We start from the raw sequence: 22,829 nt of genomic DNA, 5'->3' as shown, positions 1-22,829 counted from the left end.
GGTTCTCAGGCTTGGGCGGGCCAGTGGGCCGCCATCATTGCCAGCGTCTCGGTTCGCTCCGGTGCGCCCAGCCTGCCGCCGAAGCGCTGGCATTTGAGCGCGGCGGCCGCGCTGGCAAAGCGCAGGGCGTTCTCTATCGGCATGGCTTCCGCCAGTCCCACCGCAAAGGCACCGTAAAAAACGTCACCAGCTGCCAGCGTGTCCACCACTTTGACCTTTAGCGTCGCGACATGGCGAACAGTTCGGGTCGAGCGGTCGAACCACCAGGTGCCTGCCGCGCCGCCGGTGACGGCGACAAAAGCATCGGTACGCGAGGCCAAGTCGGCGCAGGCGGTCTCAGGGTCGAGCGCGTGCCCGCAGACGATGCGCGCCGCCGGCTCGGAGGCGACGATATGCGAGGCCAGCGGCAGCATCTGCTCCAGCACCGCCAGCGGTGCTGTATCGGCGTCGAGAATTGCCGGGAGGCCGGCAGCGCGCGCCGCCGCAAGGGCAAGTGCCGCCGCACCCGGCCAGCGTACGTCGACCAGCACGGCATCGAATGCCGTGGCGTCCGCGAACGGCAAGGCCACCGGATCGGCCTGCGCCTTGCTGTCATAGAACGGCACGATGATGCGTTCGCCATGCGCGTCGACCAGGATCGACGCCAGCGCCGAGCGGGCGCCCTTGACGCGGCGCACATGGCTGCAATCGACCCCTTCCGCCTCGATCCCCGCAATCAGCTGATCGCCGATCGGATCGTCGCCGGTGCTCGCCCACAACGACACCTCGGCGCCGAGGCGCTGTGCGGCACAGGCAGCGCTCGTGGCCATGCCGGAGGCGATCTGGACGCCATCCGAAGCGATGAACTTTCCCTGATGCACGGGCAGCGCCTCGACACGCAGGATCGTGTCCAGCGTCAGAGCGCCGACACTCAGGAGCTTCACGGGTCTTGCCATCGAAGCTATTGCACCGGCTTGATCTTGCCCAGCGGGATGAAGCCGAGTGCTGCCTTGCCCTTGACCACCTTCAGCGGCATCGACGGTTCCTTGCCGAGCAGAGCGAGAGCGGCAAAGCCCTGTTCGATGGCGTTCTTCTGTTCGGGTATCGCGCCGGCAAGAATTGTCGCCACGGCTTTCGGATCCTTGATCCTGATCATCAGATCGGCGTCGACCAGGCCTTCGGCATCCACCGACAGCGGCCCCGACACGGTAACCCGCGCCGTGCCTGACGACAGATCGAGGTTGCGGATCTCGACCCTCTGGCCGCGCAGGCTCTTCACCTGCGTTCCGATCAGCGCGACACCATTCTTCAGCGTGGCGTCGCCGCTGGCATCGAGCGCCGGCACCACGCGCCCGCCAATCGCGTCGGGGTCGATCTCGAGATCAGTGAAGCTGCCGACATAGTCGACGTCCTGACCGTTCGGCTGCAGCTGGCCTGACGCCTTGCCGGCGCTGAACAGTTCCACCGGATCGGTGTCGTCGGCCGGATCGGTTTGACCGGACAGGCCCTCCGCCTGCAATGCGATGCGCCGTGGCAGCGGCCATGACAGTTTGACGTTGGCCTGCAGATTGTCCCAGTCGATCCACAGCGGCACCATGCCGGGGACAGAGGTCCTGAGCGGACCGCGCAGATCGGCGGTCGGCGACAGGGGCTGGATGATCTGCGCGGCCGCATTGAAGGAGCCAGACGAGGCCGCGATGTTCTTGGCGTCGTCCTCATAGGCCAGATTGTCGCAAGAGACGGCAAAGCTCAGCGGATAGCCACTGACCTGGAGGTTGGCGCAGCCGGCCTGGATGCCGCTCTTGTTGAGCGTGGCGACCGCCTTGTCGGCCTCGGTCCTGACCCTGTTGGCCAAATAGAACCAGCCGGCGCTGTAGATGGCGAACAGCACAACGATGAGCGCCACGAGCCAGAACAGGCCGCGGCGGGACTTTGGTCGGCGGTCGTCACTTGACGTCATGCTTTGGCTCTCGTTAACGCATGGGTATGGGTGGACGGACCTTCGATTCCGACAACACCAGGTAGACAGAGACGAATAGGTAGACGGAGACGGTCGGAAAAAACACCGTGTTCCGGTGCGGCATTGCCATTCTTTTTGCGATCAGGCGCGGCGATATGGGCGATTTTTGGGTGTTTGGCTACGGTTCGCTGATCTGGCGACCGGGTTTCGCGCATGTCGAGACGCGGCGCGCGCAGCTGCATGGCTATCGCCGCTCGCTCTGTGTCTACTCCTTCGTCCATCGCGGCACGCGCCAGCGGCCCGGACTGGTGCTCGGTCTCGACCATGGCGGTTCCTGCGTCGGCCTTGCATACCGTGTGCCCGGCGATTTGCGCGACGAGGTCATTGCCTATCTGCGCGAGCGCGAACTCGTCACCAGCGTCTATCTCGAGCGCACGCTCAAGATTCGGCTCGACGGCGGCGATATGGTCGAAGCGGTTACCTACATCGTCGACCGCAAGCACGAGCAATATGCCGGTGCGCTGGCAGCCGCCGATGCGGCGGCCGTGGTGCGCGGCGCGGTCGGCCAATCCGGCAACAACGAGGATTATGTCTTCAGTACGCTGAAGCATCTGGAAGCGCTGGGCATCCGTGACCATTGGCTGGAGGATGTTGCGCACCGGATAGCGCCTTTGTGAGCGTTGGCTCTGCGGAAAAAAGCAGCCAGGCCTTTGACCTCGACGCGGCGACACCTAGGTTAGGCTCCGAATCCCAGCCAGCGGGCAGCGTCCGCCCGGTTTCAACCATCACGGAGATCCGCCTTGCAGAAACGCCGTCTCGGTCGCACCGACCTTTCCATCGCGCCGCTTGTCCTGGGCGGCAATGTCTTCGGCTGGACCGCTGACGAGAAAACCTCTTTCGACCTGCTCGACCGCTTCGTCGGGGCCGGACTCAATGCCATCGATACGGCGGACGCCTATTCGCGCTGGGTTCCGGGCCACAAGGGCGGCGAGTCCGAAACCATCATCGGCAATTGGATGAAGGACCGCGGCAACCGTGACAAGGTCTTGGTGGTCACCAAGGTCGGATCGGATATGGGCCAGGGCCACAAGGACCTCTCCGCCGCCTACATCGAAAAGGCCGTCGAGGCGTCGCTGGAACGCCTGCAGACCGATGTCATCGACCTTTATCTGTCGCACTGGCCGGATCCGACCACGCCCTATGAGGAAACCCTCGGTGCCTACGAGAAGCTGCTCGCCAAGGGCAAGGTCCGCAATATCGGCTGTTCCAATCTCGATGCCGGCCAGTTGCGGGCGGCACTCGATGTGGCGAGCCTGCGCGGCCTGCCGCGCTATGAGGTGCTGCAGCCGGAATACAATCTCTACGATCGCTCGTCCTTCGATGGGCCGCTGCGCGATTTGTGCGTGGCCGAGGATATCGGCGTTATCACCTATTTCAGCCTCGCCAAGGGTTTCCTGAGCGGCAAGTACCGCAGCGAGGCCGATCTTGGCCAAAGCCCCCGTGGCGGCGGAGTGAAGGACTATCTCAACCCGCGCGGCATGCGCATCCTTGCGGCACTCGACGCGGTATCGGCCAGGCATTCGGCCAAGCAAGCGGAAATCGCGCTTGCCTGGGTTATCGCGCGGCCAGGCGTCACCGCGCCGATCGCCAGCGCCACCAAGCCGAGCCAGATGGACAGTCTGATCAAGGCTGCGTCGCTGAAACTGACCGCCGACGATATCGCCGAACTCGACAAGGCCAGCGGCTGAAGCTTCCCGCGCCGCCGCACACGAACGTCCAAGACCACCCTCAAGTCTTGCCATACCGTCTTTCGCACACAGGGCAGGATGAGGTGCAAATGTTCGAACCGCTTCTTTCGCAGCCGGCCCCTTGGCGCCAGCTTCTGGCGCTTGTGCTTGCATCGACCGTCGTCATGGGCAGCCCGGGACCGGCAACGATAAGCGTCACCGCCGCTGGCGCCGCCTTCGGCCTGCGCCACTCGCTGCGCTACACCTGTGGGATCGTGCTTGGCACGATCGCCGTGCTGCTGGTCGTGGCGACCGGGTTCATGGCGGCGCTTGCTTCGATGCCGGGGCTGGCGCCGTTGCTGGCTGCCGCGTCGGCGGCCTACATTCTCTATCTCGCCTTCAGAATCGCCACGGCGCCGCCGCTCGCGGCACGCACTGCCGAGGCTTCGCGCCCGACCGGGCCGGCTGGATTCCTGCTGGCGGTCGCCAACCCGAAGGCCTATGTGGCGATCGCCGCCGTGTTCGCCGGTGCTACTTCGAGCGAGGCCGGCGCCGGGCTCGGCCCATGGACGAAGCTTGGTGTTCTCACCCTGATGATCGTTGCCATCCACGCCCTCTGGCTTGTCGCCGGGGCGGCGTTCGCCGGCATGTTGCGCAGGCCGGCGGCGTCGCGGGTCATCAATCTGTTCTTTGCCGCAACGCTGGTGCTGACCACGGTGTTGGCGGTTTACGGCTGATTGCCAGCCGGGGCGTTCGCTTAAGCCTTGACGCCAAGTTCCCCCAGCCGCTTGATCGCCGTAGGCGGCAGGGCCGGAGGGTTTGGAGTGCGCGATGCGTCGGCAAGAAGCTGGTCGCAGGCGGCTTCGGTCTCGCCGATCAGCCGCGCCATGAACTCGTCCTTGCTCAGGCCGGGCGGTATGGGCGGCAGGAAACGCGCCTTGATGGTGCCGGGATAGCGCAGGAACTTGCGGCGCGGCCAATAGAGGCCGGCTACATGGGCGACCGGTACAACCGGAACGCCAAGCTGCGTATAGATTTCGACGATGCCGTATTTGTAGGCCGGCTCGTCGCCCGGCGCCCGGCGCGTGCCCTCGGGATAGATGATCAGCTGGCGTGGGTTGCGCGCCATCTCTTCCTTGGTCGCCGCGACCACGGCCTTCAAGGCTTTGGAGCGGCTGCCGCGATCAACCGGGATCATGCGCATCTTCATGATGTACCAGCCGAAGAAAGGGATCCAGGTCAACTCGCGCTTGAGGATGTAGAGCGGGTCCTGGAGAAAAGGAAAGAAAGCGATCGCGTCCCAGAACGACTGGTGCTTGGGTGCCAAGATGAAAGAGCCCTCAGGCAGGTTCTCCTGCCCGGTGATGTCGTTTTTGGTGCCGGCGATCTTGTCATAGAGCCACATGCAGCTGCGCGACCAGAATTTCGGCACGAACCAGGCGCGGTGACGGGGAGACAGGAAATAGTAGGGCGTCCAGAGGATCATCTGGACGATCAGATTGACGTAGAAGACGAAGTTGAACGCCAGCGATCTGACATAGAGCATCGGGGAGGTCCGGTGAGGAAGTGTGCGTTGGTTACACCAAGCGCGGGGAAAAAGGAAATGGCCCAGGCCTGTCCCGACCGATGCTGAAGCAAGGTCCGCAAACGCGGCCTTGATCCGGTCACGCTATCCCAATCGGGCCAGTCGCTCCTTCAGACGCGGGGCGGCGAAGTCGAGAAAGGCACGCAGCTTGACCGGCAGCAGGCCGTGGCCCGCATGCACTAGGCTGACGGGCCACGGTTCCGGCTCGAATTCCCGCAGCAGGATACGCAACATGCCTGACCGCACCGCGGCATCGACCTGATAGGAGAGCACCTTCGTCGGGCCGACGCCGGCAATCGCGGCGTCGATCGCCGCTTCGGCGGTGTTGACCTGAAGCCGCGAGCGGACCGGAACCGTGACTTCCCTCTTGCCGCTGGCGAAGATCCATTGGGCGGCGGAGGCAAGCCCCTCGAAGGTGACGCAACCGTGCGCGTTCAGGTCATCCAAGCTCATGGGCGTGCCGTGCTCGGCCAGATAGGCCGGGCTGGCACAGACGACGCGGCGGATCGCGCCGACGCCAAGGGCAACAAGGCTCGAGTCGGGTAATTGTCCGATGCGAAGCGCCAGATCGAAATGGTCCTCGACCAACTGGGTTATGCGGTCGACCAGGGTGAGGCGGATGTTGACGTCAGGATAGGCGGCCAGAAAGCCGGTGACGACCGGCAGCACATGAAGGCGGCCGAAGACGACCGGGGCGGTGATGGCAAGCTCACCGGTCGGGGCGCTGTACTCGCCCGCCGCCGTGCGTTCCGCCTCATCGACATCGTCGAGTATGCGCCGGCAGGCGGCAAGATAGGCCTCGCCGGCATTGGTCGGTGTCAGCCGGCGGGGCGAGCGGTTCAGGAGACGGGTGTTCAGATGGCGCTCCAGATCGGAAACCTTGCGGCTGACGGTCGCCAGCGGAATGCCGAAGCGGCGCGCCGCGGCGGAAAGGCTGCCGGCCTCCACCACGGCGACAAAAAGGGACATGGCTTCGAGACGATCCATTGATGCTCCCAGAAAATGGAAGGATGGGTTGCGAATATGCCATCTGCATTTAAATGGTGGAAGGCCTTACATCTGATGAAACGGCTCGCATATGGCGGCCTGTCAATGAAGGAACCGCGATGTCCGAGAGCCGTCCTCCGCTTCCCCCTTTCACCGCCGAGACATCAGCGCAGAAAGCGCGCATGGCGGAGGATGCGTGGAACTCGCGCGATCCGGCACGTGTCGCGCTCGCCTATACGACCGACAGCCGCTGGCGCAACCGCTCCGAGTTCCTGCAGGGGCGCGATGCGATCCAGGCTTTCCTGACACGCAAATGGACACGTGAACTCGACTACCGGCTGATCAAGGAGGTCTGGGCGTTCCACGGCAACCGCATCGCCGTGCGCTTCGCCTATGAATGGCACGACGACAGCGGCTCCTGGTTCCGCAGCTATGGCAATGAGAACTGGGAGTTCGACGAACACGGGCTGATGCGCCTGCGCATCGCCAGCATCAACGACCTGCCGATCAGCGAGGCCGACCGCAAATATGACTGGCCGCTCGGGCGCCGCCCGGACGACCATCCATCACTGTCGGAGCTCGGGCTTTAGAGCAACTCCAGGAAAGTGTGAAACGGTTTCGGTCCGGAGTCGCGTCAACTGCCATAGGTCCCGTTCCGGGCAAGGAGGCTTTCGATGAACGCGCATGCATTCACCAGCGACGTCGCCTTTACGCCGACCGTCAAGGCGATCCAGGCGCGCAAAGGTTCGCGCCAGTCTTACGCCCGAGTCGAGGAGCGCGGCAGCTGGCAGGCTGATATCACGCCGGACCTTGCCGCCTTCATCGAAGCGCAGACCAGCGTGTTTCTGTCGACGGCCAACGGCGATGGCCAGCCCTACATCCAGCATCGCGGCGGGCCGGCCAGTTTTCTCAAGGTGCTGGACGAGAAGACGATCGGCTTCGCGGATTTTTCGGGCAACAGGCAGTTCATCACGCAGGGCAACCTGGCCGATAACCCGCGCGCCTTCCTGTTCCTGATCGACTACATGCTGCGCCAGCGTATCAAGGTTTGGGGCACGGCGCGCGTCGTCGAAAACGATGCGGAGCTGACGGCGAGACTGATGCCGCAGGATTACAGGGCGCGTCCCGAGCAGGTCATCCTGTTCACGGTTTCGGCCTGGGACGCCAATTGCCCGCAACATATTCCGCAGCGTTTCGAGGCAGCGGATGTGACGGCGGCCCTCGGCGAACGGGACAGGCGTATTCAACAGCTCGAGCAGGAGATCATGCGCCTGAAGGCGTCGAAAGGGAGAGACGAAGCGTGATGATGCAGCGCCGAGGGCTTAGCCGCCAGCCGCGGTCTCGGCCAGTGCGAGGCCGTCGGGCGTCTGCTTCACCGGCACGATGCCGCGTGCCAGCGCCAGCAGATATTTGTTGTACTCGGTGAACAGCACGCGCAGGGCCTGCGGCTTGGTCAGCCAGCCACCATTGTCGAGATTGGAATTGACCACCGGGTAGGGTTCCAGCTTGGCGCCATGCAGCAGACGGCCCATTTCCAGGAGGCTGCGCGGCATATGGTAGTTGTTGGTGACGAGGATCACCGTGTTGTAGGCATGGCTTTCGACCCATTTGGCGCTTTCCTCGGCATTGCCGATCGTGTCGAGCGCGGCGCGGTCGATGTCGACGCAGCAGGAAAACAGCTTCTTGTCGCCACCGGTCGCGGCCTGCAGCTGGCGACGGCTGGCGGACGGGTGCACGCCACTGATCAGGAGACGCTCGCCCTTGCCGGACGCCAGCAGGTCCATCGCGGCGTCGAGGCGGGACTGGCCGCCGGTCAGCACGATGATGGCATCGGCCTTGGCCGGGTTGGCTGGCGTGGTCAAGTGGCTGACCTTGTTGGCAAACCAGCCGAAGCCGCCGGCAAACAATGTTGCGAGGATTAGGAGGGAGAGGGCGGAGAAACGCAGGGCGCTCCGTAAACGGCTGACCCTGCCGTGGGCGCGCGAACGAGCCACCAACGGCATCTGTCCAACCGTCCCGGTCGAATCCCGCACGTCCATAGCCATATGGTTAATCCCGAAATGGGGCCTTTGGTAGGTAAAAGTCGCACTTTGCGTTACGCAAATTCTCCATCCGTGATCGTTCTGCGTTCATCCCGGCCGTCGACCCAAAAGCGCGTCCCCTTTTTTCATGCATCGGGTTGGCGAACGTCGATGTCACTGAGATAGGCTACGACCGTGGCATGCGAGGTCGCCGCCGTCAGCGCGCCGATCACCAGCACCATCATGAGCACCCCGAGATAGCCTGCCGAGCCGATGGCGAAATTGCCGAACAGGGCGGTTGCCTGATCGGCTTGGGGCGTCGCCATGTTGCGCGACGACCACCAGGAAAAGACGACGAAGACCAGCACCGCCGCCGCGCCGCCGGCGGCCGCGCCCCTCATGCCGGTGACCAGGAAATGCCGGCGGAATTCGCGCGCGATGAACCGCGCCTCGGCACCGACGAAATGCAGCACCTCGATGATGTGACCATTGCCGGCCATGGCGCCGCGGGTTGCGAACACCACGGTCAGCACGGTCGCCGACAGCATCAAGACCAGCACGGCGATGCCGATGGTCACCGTGGTGCGGGCCATAGCCACCAGCCGGTCGACCCAGGTGCGGTGATCGTCGAGTGATGCGCTCGGCAGCTTCGGGGCGATCGCGGCGCGCATGGCGGCGAAGTCGGGTGGACTGTTCTCGTCAATGGTGACGATGATCAGGCGCGGCACCGGCAGGTCGTCGATGTTGAGGCCCGAACCCAGCCACGGTTCGAGAAGCCTTGCCGTGGCTTCACGGTCGATGATCTTTGTCGACTGCACGCCGGGGAATTCGCCGGCGATCCGCGAAGCCTGGGCAAGCGCTGCTTCCATGTCGAGACCATCGACCGGTTTGATCTGGATCGTCGCCTCGCGCGAGATCTGGTTCTCCCAGACCGAGGCGGTGTCGCGCACCAGCGTCACCGCGCCGAAGGTGAGGCAGGACAGGAAGGTCATGATGGCGATGACCAGGACCAGCGCACGGCCGGCGATGTTTTGCGCCGGCACGATCGGCGCCATCCGGCGCTGGGCGCGCGGCCTTGCCTCGGCCAACTCGGCGTCACGGTCTTCCAGGTGTTCTGCGGACAGCTCAGTCATAGACATCCAGCCTTCCGCCAGCCAGGATCATGCGGCGTGCGTCGACCTGTTCCATCAGGCCAAGATCGTGGGTGGCGATGACCACGGCGGTGCCGAGCCGGTTGAGCTCGATGAACAGCCGCAGCAGGCGCCGCGCCAGGGGCGGATCGACATTGCCGGTCGGCTCGTCCGCCAGCAGGATCTCGGGCTGTTCGATCAGGGCGCGGGCGATCGCGGCGCGCTGCTTCTCGCCGCCCGACAGGACCGGCGGCAGCACATGCATGCGCTCGCCCAGCCCAACCCATTTCAACAGCTCGGTGACATCGGTGCGGTAGCTCGCTTCCTCGCGCCCGCGCACGCGCAGCGGCAGCGCGACATTTTCATAGGTGGTCATGTGGTCGAGCAGGCGAAAATCCTGGAACACCACGCCGATGCGGCGCCTGAGATGCGGCAATTCGGTGCGAGAGATGCGCGAGCGGTCCTTGCCGAAGATGGTGATCAGGCCGCGCGTCGGTTTCAACGACATGAAGAGCAGGCGCAGCAATGTCGTCTTGCCGGCGCCCGAAGGGCCGCTCAGGAACTGGAAGGAGCGCTCCGGTATGTGCAGGGAAATGTCGCGGAGTATCTCCGGACCCATGCCATAGCGGAGGCCGACATTTTCGAAGCGAATCAATTTCGGCGACCTGAAATTCCTAGAGCATGATGCCGAAAAGTGTGAAGCGGCTTTCGGACGACATCATGCTCCACCTCTTTGATTTAGAGCCGGATTCGAATTTCACGTCGATTCGACCTGAAATCATCCGGCTCTGCCGGCGGCGAGCCGGCCCGTTCTGGGAAAAGACCATCGGCCGGCATGGTTAACCGGCGGTTAATTTCTATGCTCTTTCGGCGCGTCACGAGGGCTCCGGTGGTGAAACGTTAACCATTTGTGTTTACGCAAAAGAAACGAAAAGCGAACAGGTGCAATACTGGGCCATGACGGCTGACGAGCGAACCGCGCGCCCGGTTTCCGGCGAAATCATGACCGATCCGCTGGCAATTGCCGTGGCGCATCGGATCGTGCGCGGTCCGGCGCCCGATATCGTCGATGCCGATTATGTCGTGATGCCGCGGACAGCTGCGGCCACACAAGCCAAACCACCGCAGCCGCGCCCGATTGTCACGCCGCCCGTAGAGGGCATGGATATGCTGCGTAAGCCAGAGGCGCCGGCGGAGCGGCCGCCGGCCTCGCGCGGCGGGCCGGTCTTCTGGATCGCCGGCATCGGCGCCGCCCTTGCCGCCTTCTGGATCTCCGGCGGGCATGTGCTGGTGCGCCAAGCACCGCTCCTGACCGGCGCGCAAGCTTCGGCACTGACCATTTCAGGCGTCACCTCGCGCGTCGACGCCTCCGGCGCGAACCCTGTGCTGTTCGTCGATGGCGAGGCCGCCAATGACGGGACGGGTCCGGCGACCCTGCCGCCGCTCGAAATCCGGGTGACGGGCAATGACGGGCGCACAACCCGCTATACGTTGGGGACATCCGGCCACGCGCTGGCCTCGGGCGAAAGATTCGGCTTTGCCAGTCGGCTCGACGTGCCTAAGAACGGCGTAAGAACCGTTTTGGTCACTTTCGCCGAGTAGGCGATCATCGGGAAGGCCATCAATGCCCATCGTACGCAACAAGGACATCGAAGTCCTGTTTTCGGCATCGGCGATCGCGCGGCGCAATCTCGAGCTCGCCAAGGAGATCGCCGAGCACGATTACCATGATCTGCTGGTGATCTCGGTGCTGAAAGGCTCGTTCGTCTTCGCGGCCGACCTGATCCGCGCCATGCACGATGTCGGCCTGTCGCCGGAGGTCGAATTCATCTTCATTTCCAGTTACGGCGCCGGCACCACCAGTGGCGAGGTGAGAGTGCTGCGCGACATCGACAACGAGGTTGCCGGCCGCGACGTGCTGTTGATCGATGACATTCTGGAATCGGGCAAGACGCTGACCTTCACGCGCGACCTGATGCTGTCGCGTGGCGCCAGGAGTTGTTCCATAGCGGTGCTGCTCGACAAGCGCATGCGCCGCCAGACCGCGCTCAATGCCGATTATGTCGGCTTCGACTGCCCCGATTATTTCGTCGTCGGCTACGGCATGGACGTCGCCCACGCCTTTCGCGAACTGCCGTTCGTCGGTGTTGTGAAAGGCGATGCTTAGGATTTGTGGGAGCATTATCGCGAACCTGTAGGCGTGCTCAAAAATCGTCGTGGTAATTGTTCGATGCGGCGGTGATGGATTTCGCTGCTGCTGCGTTTCCGGTTCAGGAAAAGTCAACTTTTGCCCGCCAAATATGCCGGCCATGGCAAAGCTTCTGATCGTCGAGGACGATGAGTCCGTCCGTACCCTCGCAGCCCGCGCGCTCGAACGCGCCGGCCATGCAATCGATATCGCCGCGGATGGCGCGCAAGGCCTTTCGCTGATCCGGGCCGCGAATGGCGGTTACGACCTCGTCGTTTCCGATATCCGTATGCCGGAGATGGACGGTATCGAGATGGCGATCGCGGCGGCCGCCCTTTTTCCGGCGATGAAGATCATGCTGATGACCGGCTATGCCGACCAGCGCGAGCGCGCCGAGGAACTGAACGGCATCATCCTCGATGTCGTGCAGAAGCCGTTCACACTGGCCGAGATCCGTTCACGCGTGGATAAGGCGCTGATCTGCTTCGCCTGATCAGGCTGGATCGGTGGCGGCGAGCGCGGGTGCCGTGCTCTGGCGTCGCCCCGCGTTGAGGGCCAGCAGGCCGGCGCCGATGATGAGGGCGGCACCGATCACGGTGGTCGGCCGCGGCACTTCGGCGAAGAACAGAAAACCCCAGAGCGGCGACCACAGGATGCCGGTATATTCGAAGGTGGCGACGCGGTTGGCCGGCGCCAGCCGGTAGCCCTGTGACAAGAAGATCATGCCGGCCGAGGCGACGAAACCGCAGGCGGCCATCTTGAGGAAATCCGGCAGCGTCGGCCATATCCACGGCCGCACCAGAAACTCCAGGCTCGGGTGAACGGCGTGGGTTACGCCGGCAAGGTGAAACGTGGTGGCGACCGCGGCGGCGCCGATCAGATAAGCGCCGTTCTGATAGAAGGCCATGACGGTGGACGATTCGGTGTCGCCGATCTTTCGGGTCATCAGCTGCGAGAAGCCGTATAGTGCCGCCGAGCCCAACGACAACAGCGCTGCCCCGTCGAACAGCCCGGCGCCGGGCCGCATCATCACGACAACGCCGAGCAGCCCGATCAGTACGGTCGCCAGCGTCTGCCAGGAGACGCGCTCGCCAAGATAGGGTCCGGCCAGCGCCATGATGAAAAGCGGCGCCATGAAATAGAGCGCAATGGCGTCGGCCAGCGGCAGGGCGGCGATGGCCAGATAGTACACCGTGTAGGAGGTGAACTGGATGAAGGCACGCACCGTCAGCAGGCCGAACCGTTTCGACAGGATCGCCCGCAGGCCGACATCGGCGTGGACAAGAACGATCAGGATCGGCAAGGCGACGACCGAACGGATCGCCATCACCTCGGTCACCGGGTAACCGCTCGACACGGATTTGACCAGCGGGTCCTGCAGCGAGAAGACCAGCACACCCAGACACAGGCTCAGGATGCCGCGCACCATCCTATTGTGCATCTGCGTTCAGGCTCCTGCGCGTATGATCCGAAGCGTCCGACTCCGGATCAAAAAGAACCCGCCACCGTTTCGGGTAGCGGGTACGAGTGAGGACTCTTTAGGTTGGTCCGCAGCTGGTTTCGCAGCCGCATATCCAATGGGTGAGGCGACTATCGTCCGGCGTTTGACATGTTGCAAACGAATTGGAATGATGCCAGCAATCAAATTCTCTTATGGCGGATTCCATGCGGCCGACCCTCGACAGCGATCTCCTGCGCACCTTCGTGGCCATTGCCGAGACCGGCAATTTCACCAAGGCGGCGGAGCAGGCGGGCCGCACCCAGTCGGCCGTGTCGATGCAGATGAAAAAACTTGAAGGACTGGTCGGCGACAGCCTGTTCGAGCGCGGTTCACGTGGTGTCGTACTGACGCGGCGGGGCGGCGAACTCATCGTCAATGCCCGCCGTATCGTCTCGCTGCTCGACGAGACAGCGGCGTCGATCACCGCGGCGCCGCTGGGCGGGCCGGTGCGCATCGGCATTCCCGAGGAATATGGCCTCGCCATCTTGTCACGCGCGCTCGGCGCGTTTTCGAAACGCCACGCCCAGGTCGAGGTTACCGTTCGCTACGCGCATTCGGGGGCACAGATCGCGGCGCTCGCCGCCGGCGAACTCGATCTGTGCGTGGTGTTCGAATGGCAGGATCCGTCCGGCGGCGAGGTGCTGATGCACGATCCGACCGTCTGGGTGACCTCGAACCTGCATCACATGCATGAAGAACGTCCGGTGCCGATCGCCCTCTACAACCGGGCAGGCTGGTGCAAGGATTTCGCCATCAAATCGCTGGAGCAGCGCGGCCTTGCCTACCGCGTCGCCTATACGAGCGACACCAATGGCGGGCTGAAGCTTGCCGTCACCTCGGGGTTGGCGATCGCGCCGATTTCGCGCAGCAACATTCCGGACGGCTGCCGTGAGTTGTCATCCGTCGATGGGTTCGGCGCCATCGATTCCTCGAATGTGGTGATGCATCGCAACCCGAACGCATCCGGCGAGGCGATCGACGGCATGCAAGAGGCGATCCGGGAAGCGTTCAGGCAAGGTGTCTGAATGCTTCGGCTGATCGCCGCCGCTTCGCGTCCTCTGTTGTCCGTCCTGACGGAAAGCTGTCAGGAGCCGCATGATAGAAAGGCCCGTCGCCAACTGGAGAATGATGAATGATCATCTTCTACCACAATCCCTGGTCACGTGCCTCCGGCGTCCATTGGCTGCTCGAGGAACTCGGTGTGCCGTTCGAATTCTCGCGCGTCGACATCCGTGCGAAAGAGGGCGTTCCTGAATCCTACCGGGCAATCCAGCCGAACAAGAAGGTGCCGGCCATCGACCACGACGGCACCATCATCACCGAACGCGCCGCGATAACCATCTATCTCGCCGATACCTTCGCCGAAGCCGGCCTCGCGCCCGCCATCGGCGATCGTGCGCGGGCCACTTATCTGACCTGGCTGGTCTATTCGGATTCCGTCTTAGATCCAGTGGTGGCCGCCAAGGCACATGGCAAAGAATTCATGGGCAGCCGCTATTCCTACGGGTCCTTCTCCGAGATGGTTGCCAATCTGGAGAAGACGCTTTCGTCGCGGCCGTATATCGCCGGCGACAAATTTACGGCGGCAGACACGCAAATCGGCAGTGGCGTCTATTTTGCGACAAACGTGCTGCGCGTGCTGCCCGAGCATCGGGTCTTCCGAGCCTATATGGATCGTCTTGCCGCCCGTCCGGCATTCCAGCGCTATTCGCGAAGGGAATATGAGATGGCGCAGGCGGCCGGAATGCTCGACAGCCGCTGACGGCTTCTTCCGCTTCAGGATACGTCTTGATGGAAATGCAGCCGGTTGCCGAATGGACCGGCGACCACTTCGCGCTTCTGACGCAATTCCGGACGGAAAACGGCTCACACTTTTTCTGGTATCGCCCTATTTCAGCTCCAGTAGCCGTTCGAGATAGCTGCGCTCGATATCGGGGCTCAGCGCATTGCCGAGCCGCTTGCGGATCGCTTCCAGGATCTGGCGCGCGCGCTGGACGTCGATCTCGTCGGGCACTTTCACCGAATCGCCGAAATCGGGGCCTTGGCTGGCGCGTGGCCGGCCGAGCGGATCGCGGTCGGCATTCTGCTGGCGGCCGCCTTCCTGGCTGCCGCCCTGGTCGCCCTGCATGGCCTGCATCTGCTTCATCATGTCCTTGGCGCCCTTGCGCAGCGCCTCGAGCGCCCGGCCCTGATGACCGACGGCCTCATCGCCCTGCCCTTCGCCGAGCGCCTGCTCGGCGCTGCCCATGGATTTACCGGCCTCGCCAAATCCTTCATTGGGCTCCATGCCCATGCCTTCGAGGCCCTTCTTCAACTGCTCGAGATCGCTTTTCAGCTGCCCCTGGCCCTCCTGCAGCTGCTTCAGCGCATCGGCGAATTCCTGCGGCGTCATCGGCTTTTGCCTGGCGCGCGGATCCTGGTCTTGGCCCAGACCCTGCCTGTCCTGATTCTCGCCACTGCCTTGTCCAAGCTGCTCGTCGGGGTTCTGCCCGCGCTGGCGCTCGCCGCGCTGCATCTGGTCCATGCGGAAAGTATCGTTCATCATCTCCTGCTGGCTCCGCAGGATCTCGCCAAGCTTGTCCATCTGCTGGCGCATCTGGCTGTCCTGCTCGCCGCCCTGTTGCTGACGGCCGGCCTGGAGATTGTTCATCATGTCCTGCAACTGCGACAGCAATTGCTGCGCCTTGTCGCGATCACCCGACTTCGCCAGGTTCTCGATCTGGTCCATCATGCGGTCGATGTCGCTCTGGCGCAGTTCCTGGCCGTTCTGCTGCATTTGCGGTGCGTTCGGGTTCTGCTTGGCGCGTTCGGCGAATTCCTGCAGGAACTGGTTCATCGCCTCGCGCAGTTCCTTCATCGCCTTCTCGATTTCCTGGTCGCTGGCGCCGTTCTTGATGGCGTCCTGCAGCGCCTGTTGCGCCTGGCGCAGCCGCTTTTCGGCGGCCGAGAGGTTGCCCTCCTCGATGCCAAGCGCGATTTCCCAGAGATAGGCGACCTCGCTGCGCAGCTGATCGTCGTTCCCGGCCAGCTTCAGCCGGCTGCGCGCGCTCATTATGGCGAGGTAGTGGGACATGGTGTCGAACGTGTCTTCAGGCCGCAGCGTGATGGCGTCGATCAAGTCGAGCACGTGTGGCTTGGCATTGGTGTCAAGCGCCAGCAGGCGGCGCTGTTCGATCACCGCCCGCGCCAACGGGTTGGTGAACGGCCGCTCGGGCATCACCAGCGTCTTGGTCTCGCTGGACGCGGTGTGTCCGGCGTCGTCCGTGGCGACCAGCGTCAGCTTGATGCTGCTGCCGGCCCAGACATGCTCGGTCAGGTCCTTCGTGGTCTTGGCGGCATTCGACTTGCCGCCGCGGCGCGGCAGCGTCAGCGGCATATCGGGTGGGCCATAGAGCGGATGCGCACCCGGCGCTTGCGGATCGGCCAGCGCGAAGACCGCCTTGGCGGTGGCGGCGCCATAGTCGTCGTCGATCTGATAGTTGAGCTCGAAAGCGCCATTGGCGGCGCGCTTGGGCTCGCCGACGAAGCGGATCTGCGGTGGCTTGTCAGGGATCACGGCGAAGGCCCAGCGGCCGAGTTCGTCCTCGCCCGATTTCAGCGTGAGCGTGCCGTCGCTCGTCAGCTTGCCTGTGAATTGGCGCACCTTTGACGGCACCGCCGGGCCCGCGGCCGGCTTGGCCGAGGTGGCCTGAGGGCTGGCCGGATCGATGCTGCGCGCGCTGCCATCCTTGTCGGCATAGGCAAGCGTTTCCTCGCCCGAGCCACCGGTGACGCGCAAGGAGACGTCGCTACCCTCGGGGACATGAAAGGTCGGCGTCGCCTGGTTGGCGTCGGCGGTCAGGAAGATCGGCGGCTTGCCTGTATAGGCCGGCGGCGTCACCCAGGCGTCGATGCGCGGCGGCACGGCGTCGTGCATGCCACGGGCGCTGAACCCGTCGCCTATTCGGCCACCCGTCGGCCCGAAGGAGAAGGCAAAGGCGGTGACGAGCAAAAGTGCGACTACAGCGCGCAGCGCCCAGGGGTCGCGCTCCGGCACCCGCGTGCGCGGCACGTCGGCGCCGAGGCTGTCGAGCCTTGCGGCCATGCGCTTCTGGTGCTCGCGCCACAGCGCCTGCGAGAAGCTGCTTTCCCGGCCGCTTGGCCGGTCGGCCTGCGTCAGAACGGGGCTGTGCAGCAGCTTGTTGGCCGCCTCGATGCGGCGGTCGATCTCGGTCGCGGCGGGCATGCGGAAGAAACGCAGCGGATAGAGTGCGGCAAGCACTGCCAGGCCGAATGCGGCGACAAGGCCGATGCGTACCGCATCCGGCAGCCGGGAGAAAATGCCGAACCAGGAGGCAGTGAGGAACAGGCAGGCGACAATGACCAGCGGAAGCAGCAGTGGCCAACCGCGCTCGACCACCATCGAGATCCGCGTCGCCAGCCGGCTCAAGGCCAGGCGTCCGGCCAGTCCGCGATCGCTGCTGAAGATGGGTCGTTCCGTCATCGGCCCTTCCAAGAGCGTTCCCTTCCGAATGAACCGGAATGGGGCTCTATCTCATTAAACATGATCTGTTGTCGAACCGGAGTCCTCTTTTCGGGATCATGCCGTGGGAACGGGCACGATAGCCCAAGCCTCACGAGTCGAAGAATACCAGCAAACACGGCAAAGGCGAGGCAGTTTGAAAAAACGTGAACCCGGCCGAAATGGTTGCAATCAGAAATTGGCGGGGTTTGCGTTGGCGCCACAGACCAGAACGGCGATGCGTTCGCCTGACGCGGGCTTGTAGCGGCCGGACAGGATCGCGGCGAAGGCGGCGGCACCTCCCGGTTCGGAAATGATGCGCGCCCGGTTCCACAGCGCCTTCTGCGCGGCGATGATGTCGTCGTCGCTGACCAGGATGGAGCGCTCGACGAAGGCTTCGGCGATCGGGAACATCATTTCGCCGACGCGCTTGGGCGCCAGGGAATCGGCGGCGATGCCTTCCGCGGGCGCGTCGACGGGATGGCCAGCCTCGAAGGCGCGATGAAGCGTCGGCGCGCCCTCGGGCTCGACGGCGACGATGCGGATGCGGCCGGCATACCAGGCGGCGATGCCGCCGATCAGGCCGCCACCGCCGACGGCGACCAGCAACGTGTCGATCTCAGGCAGGTCATCCTCGATCTCGAGCCCGAGCGTGCCCTGACCGATCAGCGTTTCCTCCTGGTTGAAGGCATGGATCTGCAAGGCGCCGGTGTCCTCGGCGAAGCGTTCGCTGGCGGCCAGCGCCTCGGCATAGCGGGCGCCGCCAACCACCAGGTCGGCGCCATAGCCGCGAATACGCTCCAGCTTGGCTTGCGGGCTCACTTCGGGAATGAAGATGGTCGCCTTGTGTCCGAGCCGCATGGCGGCGTAGGCGACCGCCGCGCCATGGTTGCCGCCCGATGCGGCGACGACGCCGGCCTTGGGAACGGGTCTTTCCAGCAGGTTGGTGAAGGCGCCGCGCGCCTTGAACGAACCGGAATGCTGCAGGCATTCCAGCTTGAGGTCGATCGCCAAGGGCGGGCGATCGAAATCGGCCATGTCGACGCGCAGCACCGGCGTGTGCCTGATATAGGGACGGATGCGCGGTTCCATCGCGGCAATGCGCTCGCGTGTGACGGTGCTGTCTGGCATGGGTTCTCCCTTGACGTTTCCCTTGGCGGGCCGGCTACTTCAGCCAGTCGGGGACCGAATCCAGCCCGATCAGGTCGTCATAGGTCAGGCGCGGGCGTACGACGTGGAAACGGTCGCCGTCGACCAGCACCTCCGGTACCAGCAGGCGGGTGTTGTAAGTGCCGGCCTGCACGGCGCCGTAAGCGCCCGCGGTGGACACGGCGACGAGATCGCCGGCCTTCAGCCTGGGCAGGTCGCGGTCGAGGCCGAGATAGTCACCGGTCTCGCAGACCTGACCGACCACGTCGACCATCATGCGGGGCGTGTCGGCCGGCGGCTGTACGACCGGCCTGATGTCGTGGAAGGCATCGTAGAGCGTCGGCCGGATCAGGTCGTTCATGGCGGCGTCGACGACGAGGAAGTTCTTCGCGTCGCCTTCCTTCACGAAGATCACTTCCGAGACGAGGATGCCGGCATTGCCAACGATCAGCCGGCCCGGCTCGAACATCATCTTCAATCCGAGCTTGGTGACGTGCTTCCTGACGATCTGGGCATAAGCGTCGGGCAAAGGCGGCGGGCTGTTGTCGACGCGATAGGGAATGCCGAGGCCGCCACCGAGGTCGACATGCTCGATGGCATGGCCATCGGCGCGCAACGCGCCGACCAGGTCGACCAGCAGTGCGAAGGCGTCGTCGAAGGGCTGCAATTCGGTGATCTGGCTGCCGATATGGGTGTCGATGCCGGTGACCTTGATGCCCGGAAGCGTTGCCGCGCGCGCATAGACCTGCCGCGCCCGCTGCCACGCAATGCCGAACTTGTTCTCGGCCTTGCCGGTGGAGATCTTCTTGTGGGTCCTGGCGTCGACATCGGGATTGATGCGCAGCGAAACCGGCGCCACCTTTCCGAGTGCCGTAGCGCGGGCCGACAGCAATTCGAGCTCGGGTTCCGACTCGACGTTGAAGCAAAGGATACCGGCTTCGAGGGCGAGATCCATTTCGCGCGCGGTCTTGCCGACGCCCGAGAACAGGATCTTGCCAGCCGGAATGCCCGCGGCCAGCGCCCGGCGCAACTCGCCTTCCGAGACCACGTCGGCGCCCGCGCCGAGCTTGGCCAGGGTCCGCAGCACGGCCTGGTTGGAGTTGGCTTTCATGGCGTAGCAGACAAGCGCGTCGAGCCCGGCAAAGGCCTGGGCGAACACCCGGTAGTGCCTGGTCAAAGTGGCCGTGGAATAGCAGTAGAATGGCGTGCCGACCTGGGCGGCGATGTCAGGGATTGCCACGTCCTCGGCATGGAGCACGCCGTCGCGGTAGTCGAAATGGTTCACGAGAGTGGTTCCGGAAAGTTGGGGCACGACGACATCGGGTTTGGAAGACCTGACCCGATCCCGTCGGCTCTAGATCAGCGGATCGAGAATGAACTTCTTGTCCCGGACCGGTTTTTCCGGCTCCGGCGGCAGGGGCTGTTTGGCTCTCTCGGCATCCTTGCGCGCCTGGACGGCCGCCTCGTAAGGCGTGTCGAGACCGGCCTTGCGGCCGCAGGCGGTCACGGAGGCAAGAGCCGCCAGAAGCGTCAGCGTCACCAAAATCCTGCTTCCGGTCATCGATCCATCCGTCCGAAACGTTTGCCAGCCGCCGCTTTTAGCCGAGTTCTCAGCGCATTGCACCCCGGATATTGCGATCGCAATATCGGGATATTGCTCGTCGCAATATCCGGCATCACGCCTTGGCGATGCGCTTTTTCCAGGCGCGGATCTGCTTCCTCACCTCCGACGGCGCCGTGCCGCCGAAACTGGTGCGGCTCTTGACCGAGTTCTGCACTGCCAGCACCGAGAAAATGTCGGATGTGATGCCGGAGTTGATCGACCGCAGGTCCTCCAGCGACAGCTTCTCCAAGCTCACCTTCTTCTCTTCGGCGAGCGCCACGGCGCGGCCGGTGACATGATGCGCCTCGCGGAAGGGCAGGCCGAGCGTGCGCACCAGCCAGTCGGCAAGGTCGGTGGCGGTCGCGTGGCCGGAGCCGGCGGCCTTCTTCATCGCCGCTGCGTTGACCGTCATGTCCGAGACCATGCCGGTCATGGCCGCCAGCATCAGGTCGAGCGTCTCGGCTGCGTCGAACACCGATTCCTTGTCTTCCTGCATGTCCTTGCCATAGGTCAAAGGCATGCCCTTCATCACCGTCAGCAGGCCGACCAGATGGCCGTTGACACGTCCGGTCTTGCCGCGCACCAGTTCGGCGGCGTCGGGATTCTTCTTCTGCGGCATGATCGAGGAGCCGGTGGAGAAACTATCCGACAGCCTGATGAAGCCGAACTGCGGCGTCGACCAGATGATGATCTCTTCGGCCAGCCGCGACAGATGCGTGGCGCAGATCGCCGCCAGGCTTAAGAATTCCAGCGCGAAATCGCGGTCGGAAACGCTGTCCAGCGAATTGCGCATCGGCTCGCGGAAGCCAAGCGCCCTGGCGGTCTGGTGGCGGTCGATCGGGAAGCTGGTGCCGGCAAGGGCGGCGGCACCCAGCGGGCTTTCATCCATCCGTTCGATGGCGTCGCGTACGCGCGACAGATCGCGCGAAAACATCTCGACATAGGCCATGCAGTGATGCCCGAACGTCACCGGCTGGGCCGCCTGCATGTGGGTGAAGCCCGGCATCACGGTCGCCGCATGCTCCTCGGCCCGCTCCAGCAATGCCCTGATCAATCCTTTCAGCGCTTCGGCGACGCGAAAACACTCGTCCTTGACCCAGAGCCTCAGATCCACGGCCACCTGATCGTTGCGCGAGCGCGCGGTGTGCAGCCGGCCGGCAGCCGGACCGATCAGGTCGGCGAGGCGAGCCTCGACATTCATGTGGATGTCTTCCAGCTTGGTCGAGAACTCGAAGCTGCCAGCCTCGATCTCTTTCAGAATCGTGTTCAGCCCGTGAGCGATTTTTTCTTGATCGGCCGCCGAAATAATGCCCGTCTGCGCCAGCATCTCGCTATGAGCGATCGAGCCTCTGATGTCCTGCGCGTAGAGCTTGCGGTCGAACGAGATCGACGCGTTGATCGCTTCCATGATCGCGGCCGGACCCGAGGCAAATCGTCCGCCCCACATCTGGTTGCTGGTCTTCTTGTCGCTCATCGCTATAAACCCGTGCTTCGGAGCAGTTTGAGAAAAATGGCAGACGGAAACAGATTTTTCCCGGCCCCGCGCCTGATCCTCGCCGCCCTGGTGGCGGGAGTGCTGGCCGGCGCGGTCGCGGTATATGTCAGCGAGAGCCGGTCTGGCAACAACGCCGCGCCGCAAGCGGCGGTCGCCGGCAGCAGCGACGACGTCGCCTGCGCCGCCAAGAGTGACCGCGCCAAGAAGGTCGCGGCTGCGGCCACCGGCGAGGTCGCCGCCCTGTTGCCCGCCGATCCGCCGCAATCGATGAGGCGCCTGGCCTTCAACGGCCCGGACGGCAAGCCGATGACCATCGCCGACCACGCCGGCAAGACGGTGCTGCTCAACCTCTGGGCCACGTGGTGCGCGCCGTGCCGTGCAGAAATGCCCGCGCTCGACGCGTTGCAGAAGGAGAAAGGCAGCGACGCCTTTCAGGTCGTCGCCGTCAATGTCGATGCCGGCGACGATGTGAAGCCGAAGAAGTTCCTCAAGGAAACCGGTGTCGAGACGCTCGGCTACTATCGGGATTCGACCATGACGCTTTTCAACGACCTCAAGGCGCGCGGCCTGGCGCTCGGCCTTCCGGTCACCATGCTGATCGACGGCGAAGGCTGCCTGATCGCCCACATGAACGGTCCGGCCGAATGGTCGGGGCCTGACGCCAAGCGGCTCGTCGAGACGGCGCTGGGATCGTGAGCAAGAGGCTAGGCTGAGCGCACGCTTGGCTTGAGCAATATAGGGTTGTCGTCGTGGTGGTCAGCGACGCGCACCGGAGTACGCTTGCCGTTGCCCTTCAGTTCGTCGAACGTCTCGATCGGCGTCGGCTTGCCGAGATAGTAGCTCTGGCCGATCTCACAGGCCTCCGCGTCCGGGAACTTCAACTCGCCAGGCGTTTCTAAGCCCTTCGCCAGCACAGGCAGGCCGAGCCCACATCCCGTCCCCAGCACAGCGCGCACGATTGCCGCGAGCTGGTCGTTCGTGCGTCGGCACCAGCAGCATTCAT

General features: G+C 64.1%; 24 protein-coding genes and 1 pseudogene. 11 read left to right on the top strand and 14 right to left on the bottom strand.

The features are described 5' to 3' along the window. Positions 1-5: 5 nt before the first annotated feature. Positions 6-935: a sugar kinase gene (locus tag FJ548_RS22410; protein WP_140779000.1), complete on the bottom strand. Its 930-nt coding sequence runs from the start codon at positions 933-935 to the stop codon at positions 6-8. 5 nt (positions 936-940) lie between these two features. After that, positions 941-1,939 carry a DUF2125 domain-containing protein gene (locus FJ548_RS22405; RefSeq protein WP_140778999.1) on the bottom strand — a complete coding sequence of 333 codons (999 nt, stop codon included), beginning with the start codon at positions 1,937-1,939 and terminating at the stop codon, positions 941-943. 155 nt (positions 1,940-2,094) lie between these two features. Between FJ548_RS22405 and FJ548_RS22400 the strand changes: the two genes are divergently transcribed. From FJ548_RS22400 to FJ548_RS22390, 3 genes are all read left to right on the top strand, one after another. Continuing rightward, positions 2,095-2,616 (top strand): gamma-glutamylcyclotransferase, encoded by a 522-nt coding sequence (locus FJ548_RS22400; RefSeq protein WP_140778998.1) that lies wholly within the window; start codon positions 2,095-2,097, stop codon positions 2,614-2,616. Between the two features lie 123 nt (positions 2,617-2,739). After that, the gene (locus FJ548_RS22395; protein WP_140778997.1) at positions 2,740-3,687 is read left to right on the top strand and encodes an aldo/keto reductase; all 948 of its coding nucleotides are present in this window, start codon (positions 2,740-2,742) and stop codon (positions 3,685-3,687) included. An 89-nt stretch (positions 3,688-3,776) separates the two neighbouring features. Beyond that, the gene (locus FJ548_RS22390) at positions 3,777-4,403 is read left to right on the top strand and encodes a LysE family translocator (protein WP_140613095.1); all 627 of its coding nucleotides are present in this window, start codon (positions 3,777-3,779) and stop codon (positions 4,401-4,403) included. A gap of 20 nt (positions 4,404-4,423) precedes the next feature. Here the strand turns inward: FJ548_RS22390 and FJ548_RS22385 are convergent, their stop codons facing one another. Together FJ548_RS22385 and FJ548_RS22380 are read right to left on the bottom strand one after the other, a co-directional pair. After that, a complete protein-coding gene (locus FJ548_RS22385) occupies positions 4,424-5,212 on the bottom strand; it encodes a 1-acyl-sn-glycerol-3-phosphate acyltransferase (protein WP_140778996.1) in 789 nt (262 codons plus the stop codon). A gap of 123 nt (positions 5,213-5,335) precedes the next feature. Next, a complete protein-coding gene (locus FJ548_RS22380; RefSeq protein ID WP_140778995.1) occupies positions 5,336-6,238 on the bottom strand; it encodes a LysR family transcriptional regulator in 903 nt (300 codons plus the stop codon). Positions 6,239-6,357: 119 nt separating this feature from the next. Here FJ548_RS22380 and FJ548_RS22375 point away from each other — a divergent pair, with 119 nt between their 5' ends. Both FJ548_RS22375 and FJ548_RS22370 read left to right on the top strand, forming a co-directional pair. Beyond that, on the top strand, positions 6,358-6,828 hold the full coding sequence (locus FJ548_RS22375) for a DUF1348 family protein (protein ID WP_140778994.1): 471 nt from the start codon (positions 6,358-6,360) through the stop codon (positions 6,826-6,828). A gap of 84 nt (positions 6,829-6,912) precedes the next feature. Further along, the gene (locus tag FJ548_RS22370; RefSeq protein WP_140778993.1) at positions 6,913-7,542 is read left to right on the top strand and encodes a pyridoxamine 5'-phosphate oxidase family protein; all 630 of its coding nucleotides are present in this window, start codon (positions 6,913-6,915) and stop codon (positions 7,540-7,542) included. Positions 7,543-7,560: 18 nt separating this feature from the next. On the opposite strand, the gene FJ548_RS22365 is transcribed toward FJ548_RS22370, so the two are convergent. The 3 genes from FJ548_RS22365 to ftsE form a co-directional block, all read right to left on the bottom strand. Then, a complete protein-coding gene (locus FJ548_RS22365) occupies positions 7,561-8,283 on the bottom strand; it encodes a YdcF family protein (protein WP_140691723.1) in 723 nt (240 codons plus the stop codon). Between the two features lie 122 nt (positions 8,284-8,405). Further along, positions 8,406-9,392 carry an ABC transporter permease gene (locus FJ548_RS22360; protein ID WP_140691726.1) on the bottom strand — a complete coding sequence of 329 codons (987 nt, stop codon included), beginning with the start codon at positions 9,390-9,392 and terminating at the stop codon, positions 8,406-8,408. After that, entirely contained in the window at positions 9,385-10,044 is a 660-nt protein-coding gene (ftsE, locus tag FJ548_RS22355; protein ID WP_027041732.1) for a cell division ATP-binding protein FtsE, read from the bottom strand. Before ftsE ends, FJ548_RS22360 begins: the two co-directional genes overlap by 8 nt. A 302-nt stretch (positions 10,045-10,346) precedes the next feature. On the opposite strand from ftsE, the gene FJ548_RS22350 reads away from it, so the two are divergent. From FJ548_RS22350 to FJ548_RS22340, 3 genes are all read left to right on the top strand, one after another. Then, a complete protein-coding gene (locus FJ548_RS22350; protein WP_140778992.1) occupies positions 10,347-10,991 on the top strand; it encodes a hypothetical protein in 645 nt (214 codons plus the stop codon). Between the two features lie 22 nt (positions 10,992-11,013). After that, positions 11,014-11,556 (top strand): hypoxanthine phosphoribosyltransferase, encoded by a 543-nt coding sequence (hpt, locus tag FJ548_RS22345; protein ID WP_140613087.1) that lies wholly within the window; start codon positions 11,014-11,016, stop codon positions 11,554-11,556. A 142-nt stretch (positions 11,557-11,698) separates the two neighbouring features. After that, complete coding sequence (locus FJ548_RS22340; RefSeq protein WP_181168872.1) at positions 11,699-12,070, top strand: response regulator; 372 nt, start codon at positions 11,699-11,701, stop codon at positions 12,068-12,070. Here the strand turns inward: FJ548_RS22340 and FJ548_RS22335 are convergent, their stop codons facing one another. After that, positions 12,071-13,018: a DMT family transporter gene (locus FJ548_RS22335; protein ID WP_140778990.1), complete on the bottom strand. Its 948-nt coding sequence runs from the start codon at positions 13,016-13,018 to the stop codon at positions 12,071-12,073. It lies immediately after the preceding gene. A gap of 224 nt (positions 13,019-13,242) precedes the next feature. On the opposite strand from FJ548_RS22335, the gene FJ548_RS22330 reads away from it, so the two are divergent. Together FJ548_RS22330 and FJ548_RS22325 are read left to right on the top strand one after the other, a co-directional pair. Next, positions 13,243-14,103, top strand: coding sequence for a LysR substrate-binding domain-containing protein (locus tag FJ548_RS22330; RefSeq protein WP_140778989.1), 861 nt, complete (start codon positions 13,243-13,245; stop codon positions 14,101-14,103). Between the two features lie 107 nt (positions 14,104-14,210). Beyond that, a complete protein-coding gene (locus FJ548_RS22325; protein ID WP_140613083.1) occupies positions 14,211-14,840 on the top strand; it encodes a glutathione S-transferase family protein in 630 nt (209 codons plus the stop codon). A gap of 126 nt (positions 14,841-14,966) precedes the next feature. On the opposite strand, the gene FJ548_RS22320 is transcribed toward FJ548_RS22325, so the two are convergent. The 5 genes from FJ548_RS22320 to argH all read right to left on the bottom strand — a co-directional run bounded on the left by FJ548_RS22320 (position 14,967) and on the right by argH (position 21,805). Then, the gene (locus tag FJ548_RS22320; protein WP_140778988.1) at positions 14,967-17,561 is read right to left on the bottom strand and encodes a TIGR02302 family protein; all 2,595 of its coding nucleotides are present in this window, start codon (positions 17,559-17,561) and stop codon (positions 14,967-14,969) included. 210 nt (positions 17,562-17,771) lie between these two features. Beyond that, positions 17,772-18,710, bottom strand: a complete 939-nt coding sequence (locus FJ548_RS22315) for a threonine/serine dehydratase (protein ID WP_140613081.1) — start codon at positions 18,708-18,710, stop codon at positions 17,772-17,774. A 34-nt stretch (positions 18,711-18,744) separates the two neighbouring features. Then, entirely contained in the window at positions 18,745-20,013 is a 1,269-nt protein-coding gene (gene lysA, locus FJ548_RS22310; protein ID WP_140613080.1) for a diaminopimelate decarboxylase, read from the bottom strand. Positions 20,014-20,082: 69 nt separating this feature from the next. Further along, complete coding sequence (locus FJ548_RS22305; protein WP_140613079.1) at positions 20,083-20,289, bottom strand: lipoprotein; 207 nt, start codon at positions 20,287-20,289, stop codon at positions 20,083-20,085. A gap of 115 nt (positions 20,290-20,404) precedes the next feature. Next, entirely contained in the window at positions 20,405-21,805 is a 1,401-nt protein-coding gene (gene argH, locus FJ548_RS22300) for an argininosuccinate lyase (RefSeq protein ID WP_140613078.1), read from the bottom strand. Between the two features lie 36 nt (positions 21,806-21,841). Between argH and FJ548_RS22295 the strand changes: the two genes are divergently transcribed. Then, entirely contained in the window at positions 21,842-22,522 is a 681-nt protein-coding gene (locus tag FJ548_RS22295; RefSeq protein ID WP_140613077.1) for a TlpA disulfide reductase family protein, read from the top strand. 8 nt (positions 22,523-22,530) lie between these two features. Here the strand turns inward: FJ548_RS22295 and FJ548_RS22290 are convergent. Continuing rightward, positions 22,531-22,803: pseudogene (locus FJ548_RS22290) on the bottom strand (bifunctional diguanylate cyclase/phosphodiesterase); the annotation flags it as partial. Positions 22,804-22,829: the final 26 nt, after the last annotated feature.

Source organism: Mesorhizobium sp. B2-4-17, assembly GCF_006441275.1.
Lineage (GTDB): Bacteria > Pseudomonadota > Alphaproteobacteria > Rhizobiales > Rhizobiaceae > Mesorhizobium.
The sequence above is the reverse complement of the archived record's forward strand: the minus strand, read 5'-3'. Positions and strand labels throughout refer to the sequence as shown.

Excerpts from the sequence above, each read along its gene's own strand:
- FJ548_RS22410 (WP_140779000.1), bottom strand. The coding sequence starts at position 935 with ATGGCAAGACCCGTGAAGCTCCTGAGTGTCGGCGCTCTGACGCTGGAC.
- FJ548_RS22405 (WP_140778999.1), bottom strand. The coding sequence starts at position 1,939 with ATGACGTCAAGTGACGACCGCCGACCAAAGTCCCGCCGCGGCCTGTTC.
- FJ548_RS22400 (WP_140778998.1), top strand. The coding sequence starts at position 2,095 with ATGGGCGATTTTTGGGTGTTTGGCTACGGTTCGCTGATCTGGCGACCG.
- FJ548_RS22390 (WP_140613095.1), top strand. The coding sequence starts at position 3,777 with ATGTTCGAACCGCTTCTTTCGCAGCCGGCCCCTTGGCGCCAGCTTCTG.
- FJ548_RS22385 (WP_140778996.1), bottom strand. The coding sequence starts at position 5,212 with ATGCTCTATGTCAGATCGCTGGCGTTCAACTTCGTCTTCTACGTCAAT.
- FJ548_RS22380 (WP_140778995.1), bottom strand. The coding sequence starts at position 6,238 with ATGGATCGTCTCGAAGCCATGTCCCTTTTTGTCGCCGTGGTGGAGGCC.
- FJ548_RS22375 (WP_140778994.1), top strand. The coding sequence starts at position 6,358 with ATGTCCGAGAGCCGTCCTCCGCTTCCCCCTTTCACCGCCGAGACATCA.
- FJ548_RS22370 (WP_140778993.1), top strand. The coding sequence starts at position 6,913 with ATGAACGCGCATGCATTCACCAGCGACGTCGCCTTTACGCCGACCGTC.
- FJ548_RS22365 (WP_140691723.1), bottom strand. The coding sequence starts at position 8,283 with ATGGCTATGGACGTGCGGGATTCGACCGGGACGGTTGGACAGATGCCG.
- FJ548_RS22360 (WP_140691726.1), bottom strand. The coding sequence starts at position 9,392 with ATGACTGAGCTGTCCGCAGAACACCTGGAAGACCGTGACGCCGAGTTG.
- FJ548_RS22350 (WP_140778992.1), top strand. The coding sequence starts at position 10,347 with ATGACGGCTGACGAGCGAACCGCGCGCCCGGTTTCCGGCGAAATCATG.
- hpt (WP_140613087.1), top strand. The coding sequence starts at position 11,014 with ATGCCCATCGTACGCAACAAGGACATCGAAGTCCTGTTTTCGGCATCG.
- FJ548_RS22340 (WP_181168872.1), top strand. The coding sequence starts at position 11,699 with ATGGCAAAGCTTCTGATCGTCGAGGACGATGAGTCCGTCCGTACCCTC.
- FJ548_RS22335 (WP_140778990.1), bottom strand. The coding sequence starts at position 13,018 with ATGCACAATAGGATGGTGCGCGGCATCCTGAGCCTGTGTCTGGGTGTG.
- FJ548_RS22330 (WP_140778989.1), top strand. The coding sequence starts at position 13,243 with ATGCGGCCGACCCTCGACAGCGATCTCCTGCGCACCTTCGTGGCCATT.
- FJ548_RS22325 (WP_140613083.1), top strand. The coding sequence starts at position 14,211 with ATGATCATCTTCTACCACAATCCCTGGTCACGTGCCTCCGGCGTCCAT.
- FJ548_RS22320 (WP_140778988.1), bottom strand. The coding sequence starts at position 17,561 with ATGACGGAACGACCCATCTTCAGCAGCGATCGCGGACTGGCCGGACGC.
- FJ548_RS22315 (WP_140613081.1), bottom strand. The coding sequence starts at position 18,710 with ATGCCAGACAGCACCGTCACACGCGAGCGCATTGCCGCGATGGAACCG.
- FJ548_RS22305 (WP_140613079.1), bottom strand. The coding sequence starts at position 20,289 with ATGACCGGAAGCAGGATTTTGGTGACGCTGACGCTTCTGGCGGCTCTT.
- argH (WP_140613078.1), bottom strand. The coding sequence starts at position 21,805 with ATGAGCGACAAGAAGACCAGCAACCAGATGTGGGGCGGACGATTTGCC.
- FJ548_RS22295 (WP_140613077.1), top strand. The coding sequence starts at position 21,842 with ATGGCAGACGGAAACAGATTTTTCCCGGCCCCGCGCCTGATCCTCGCC.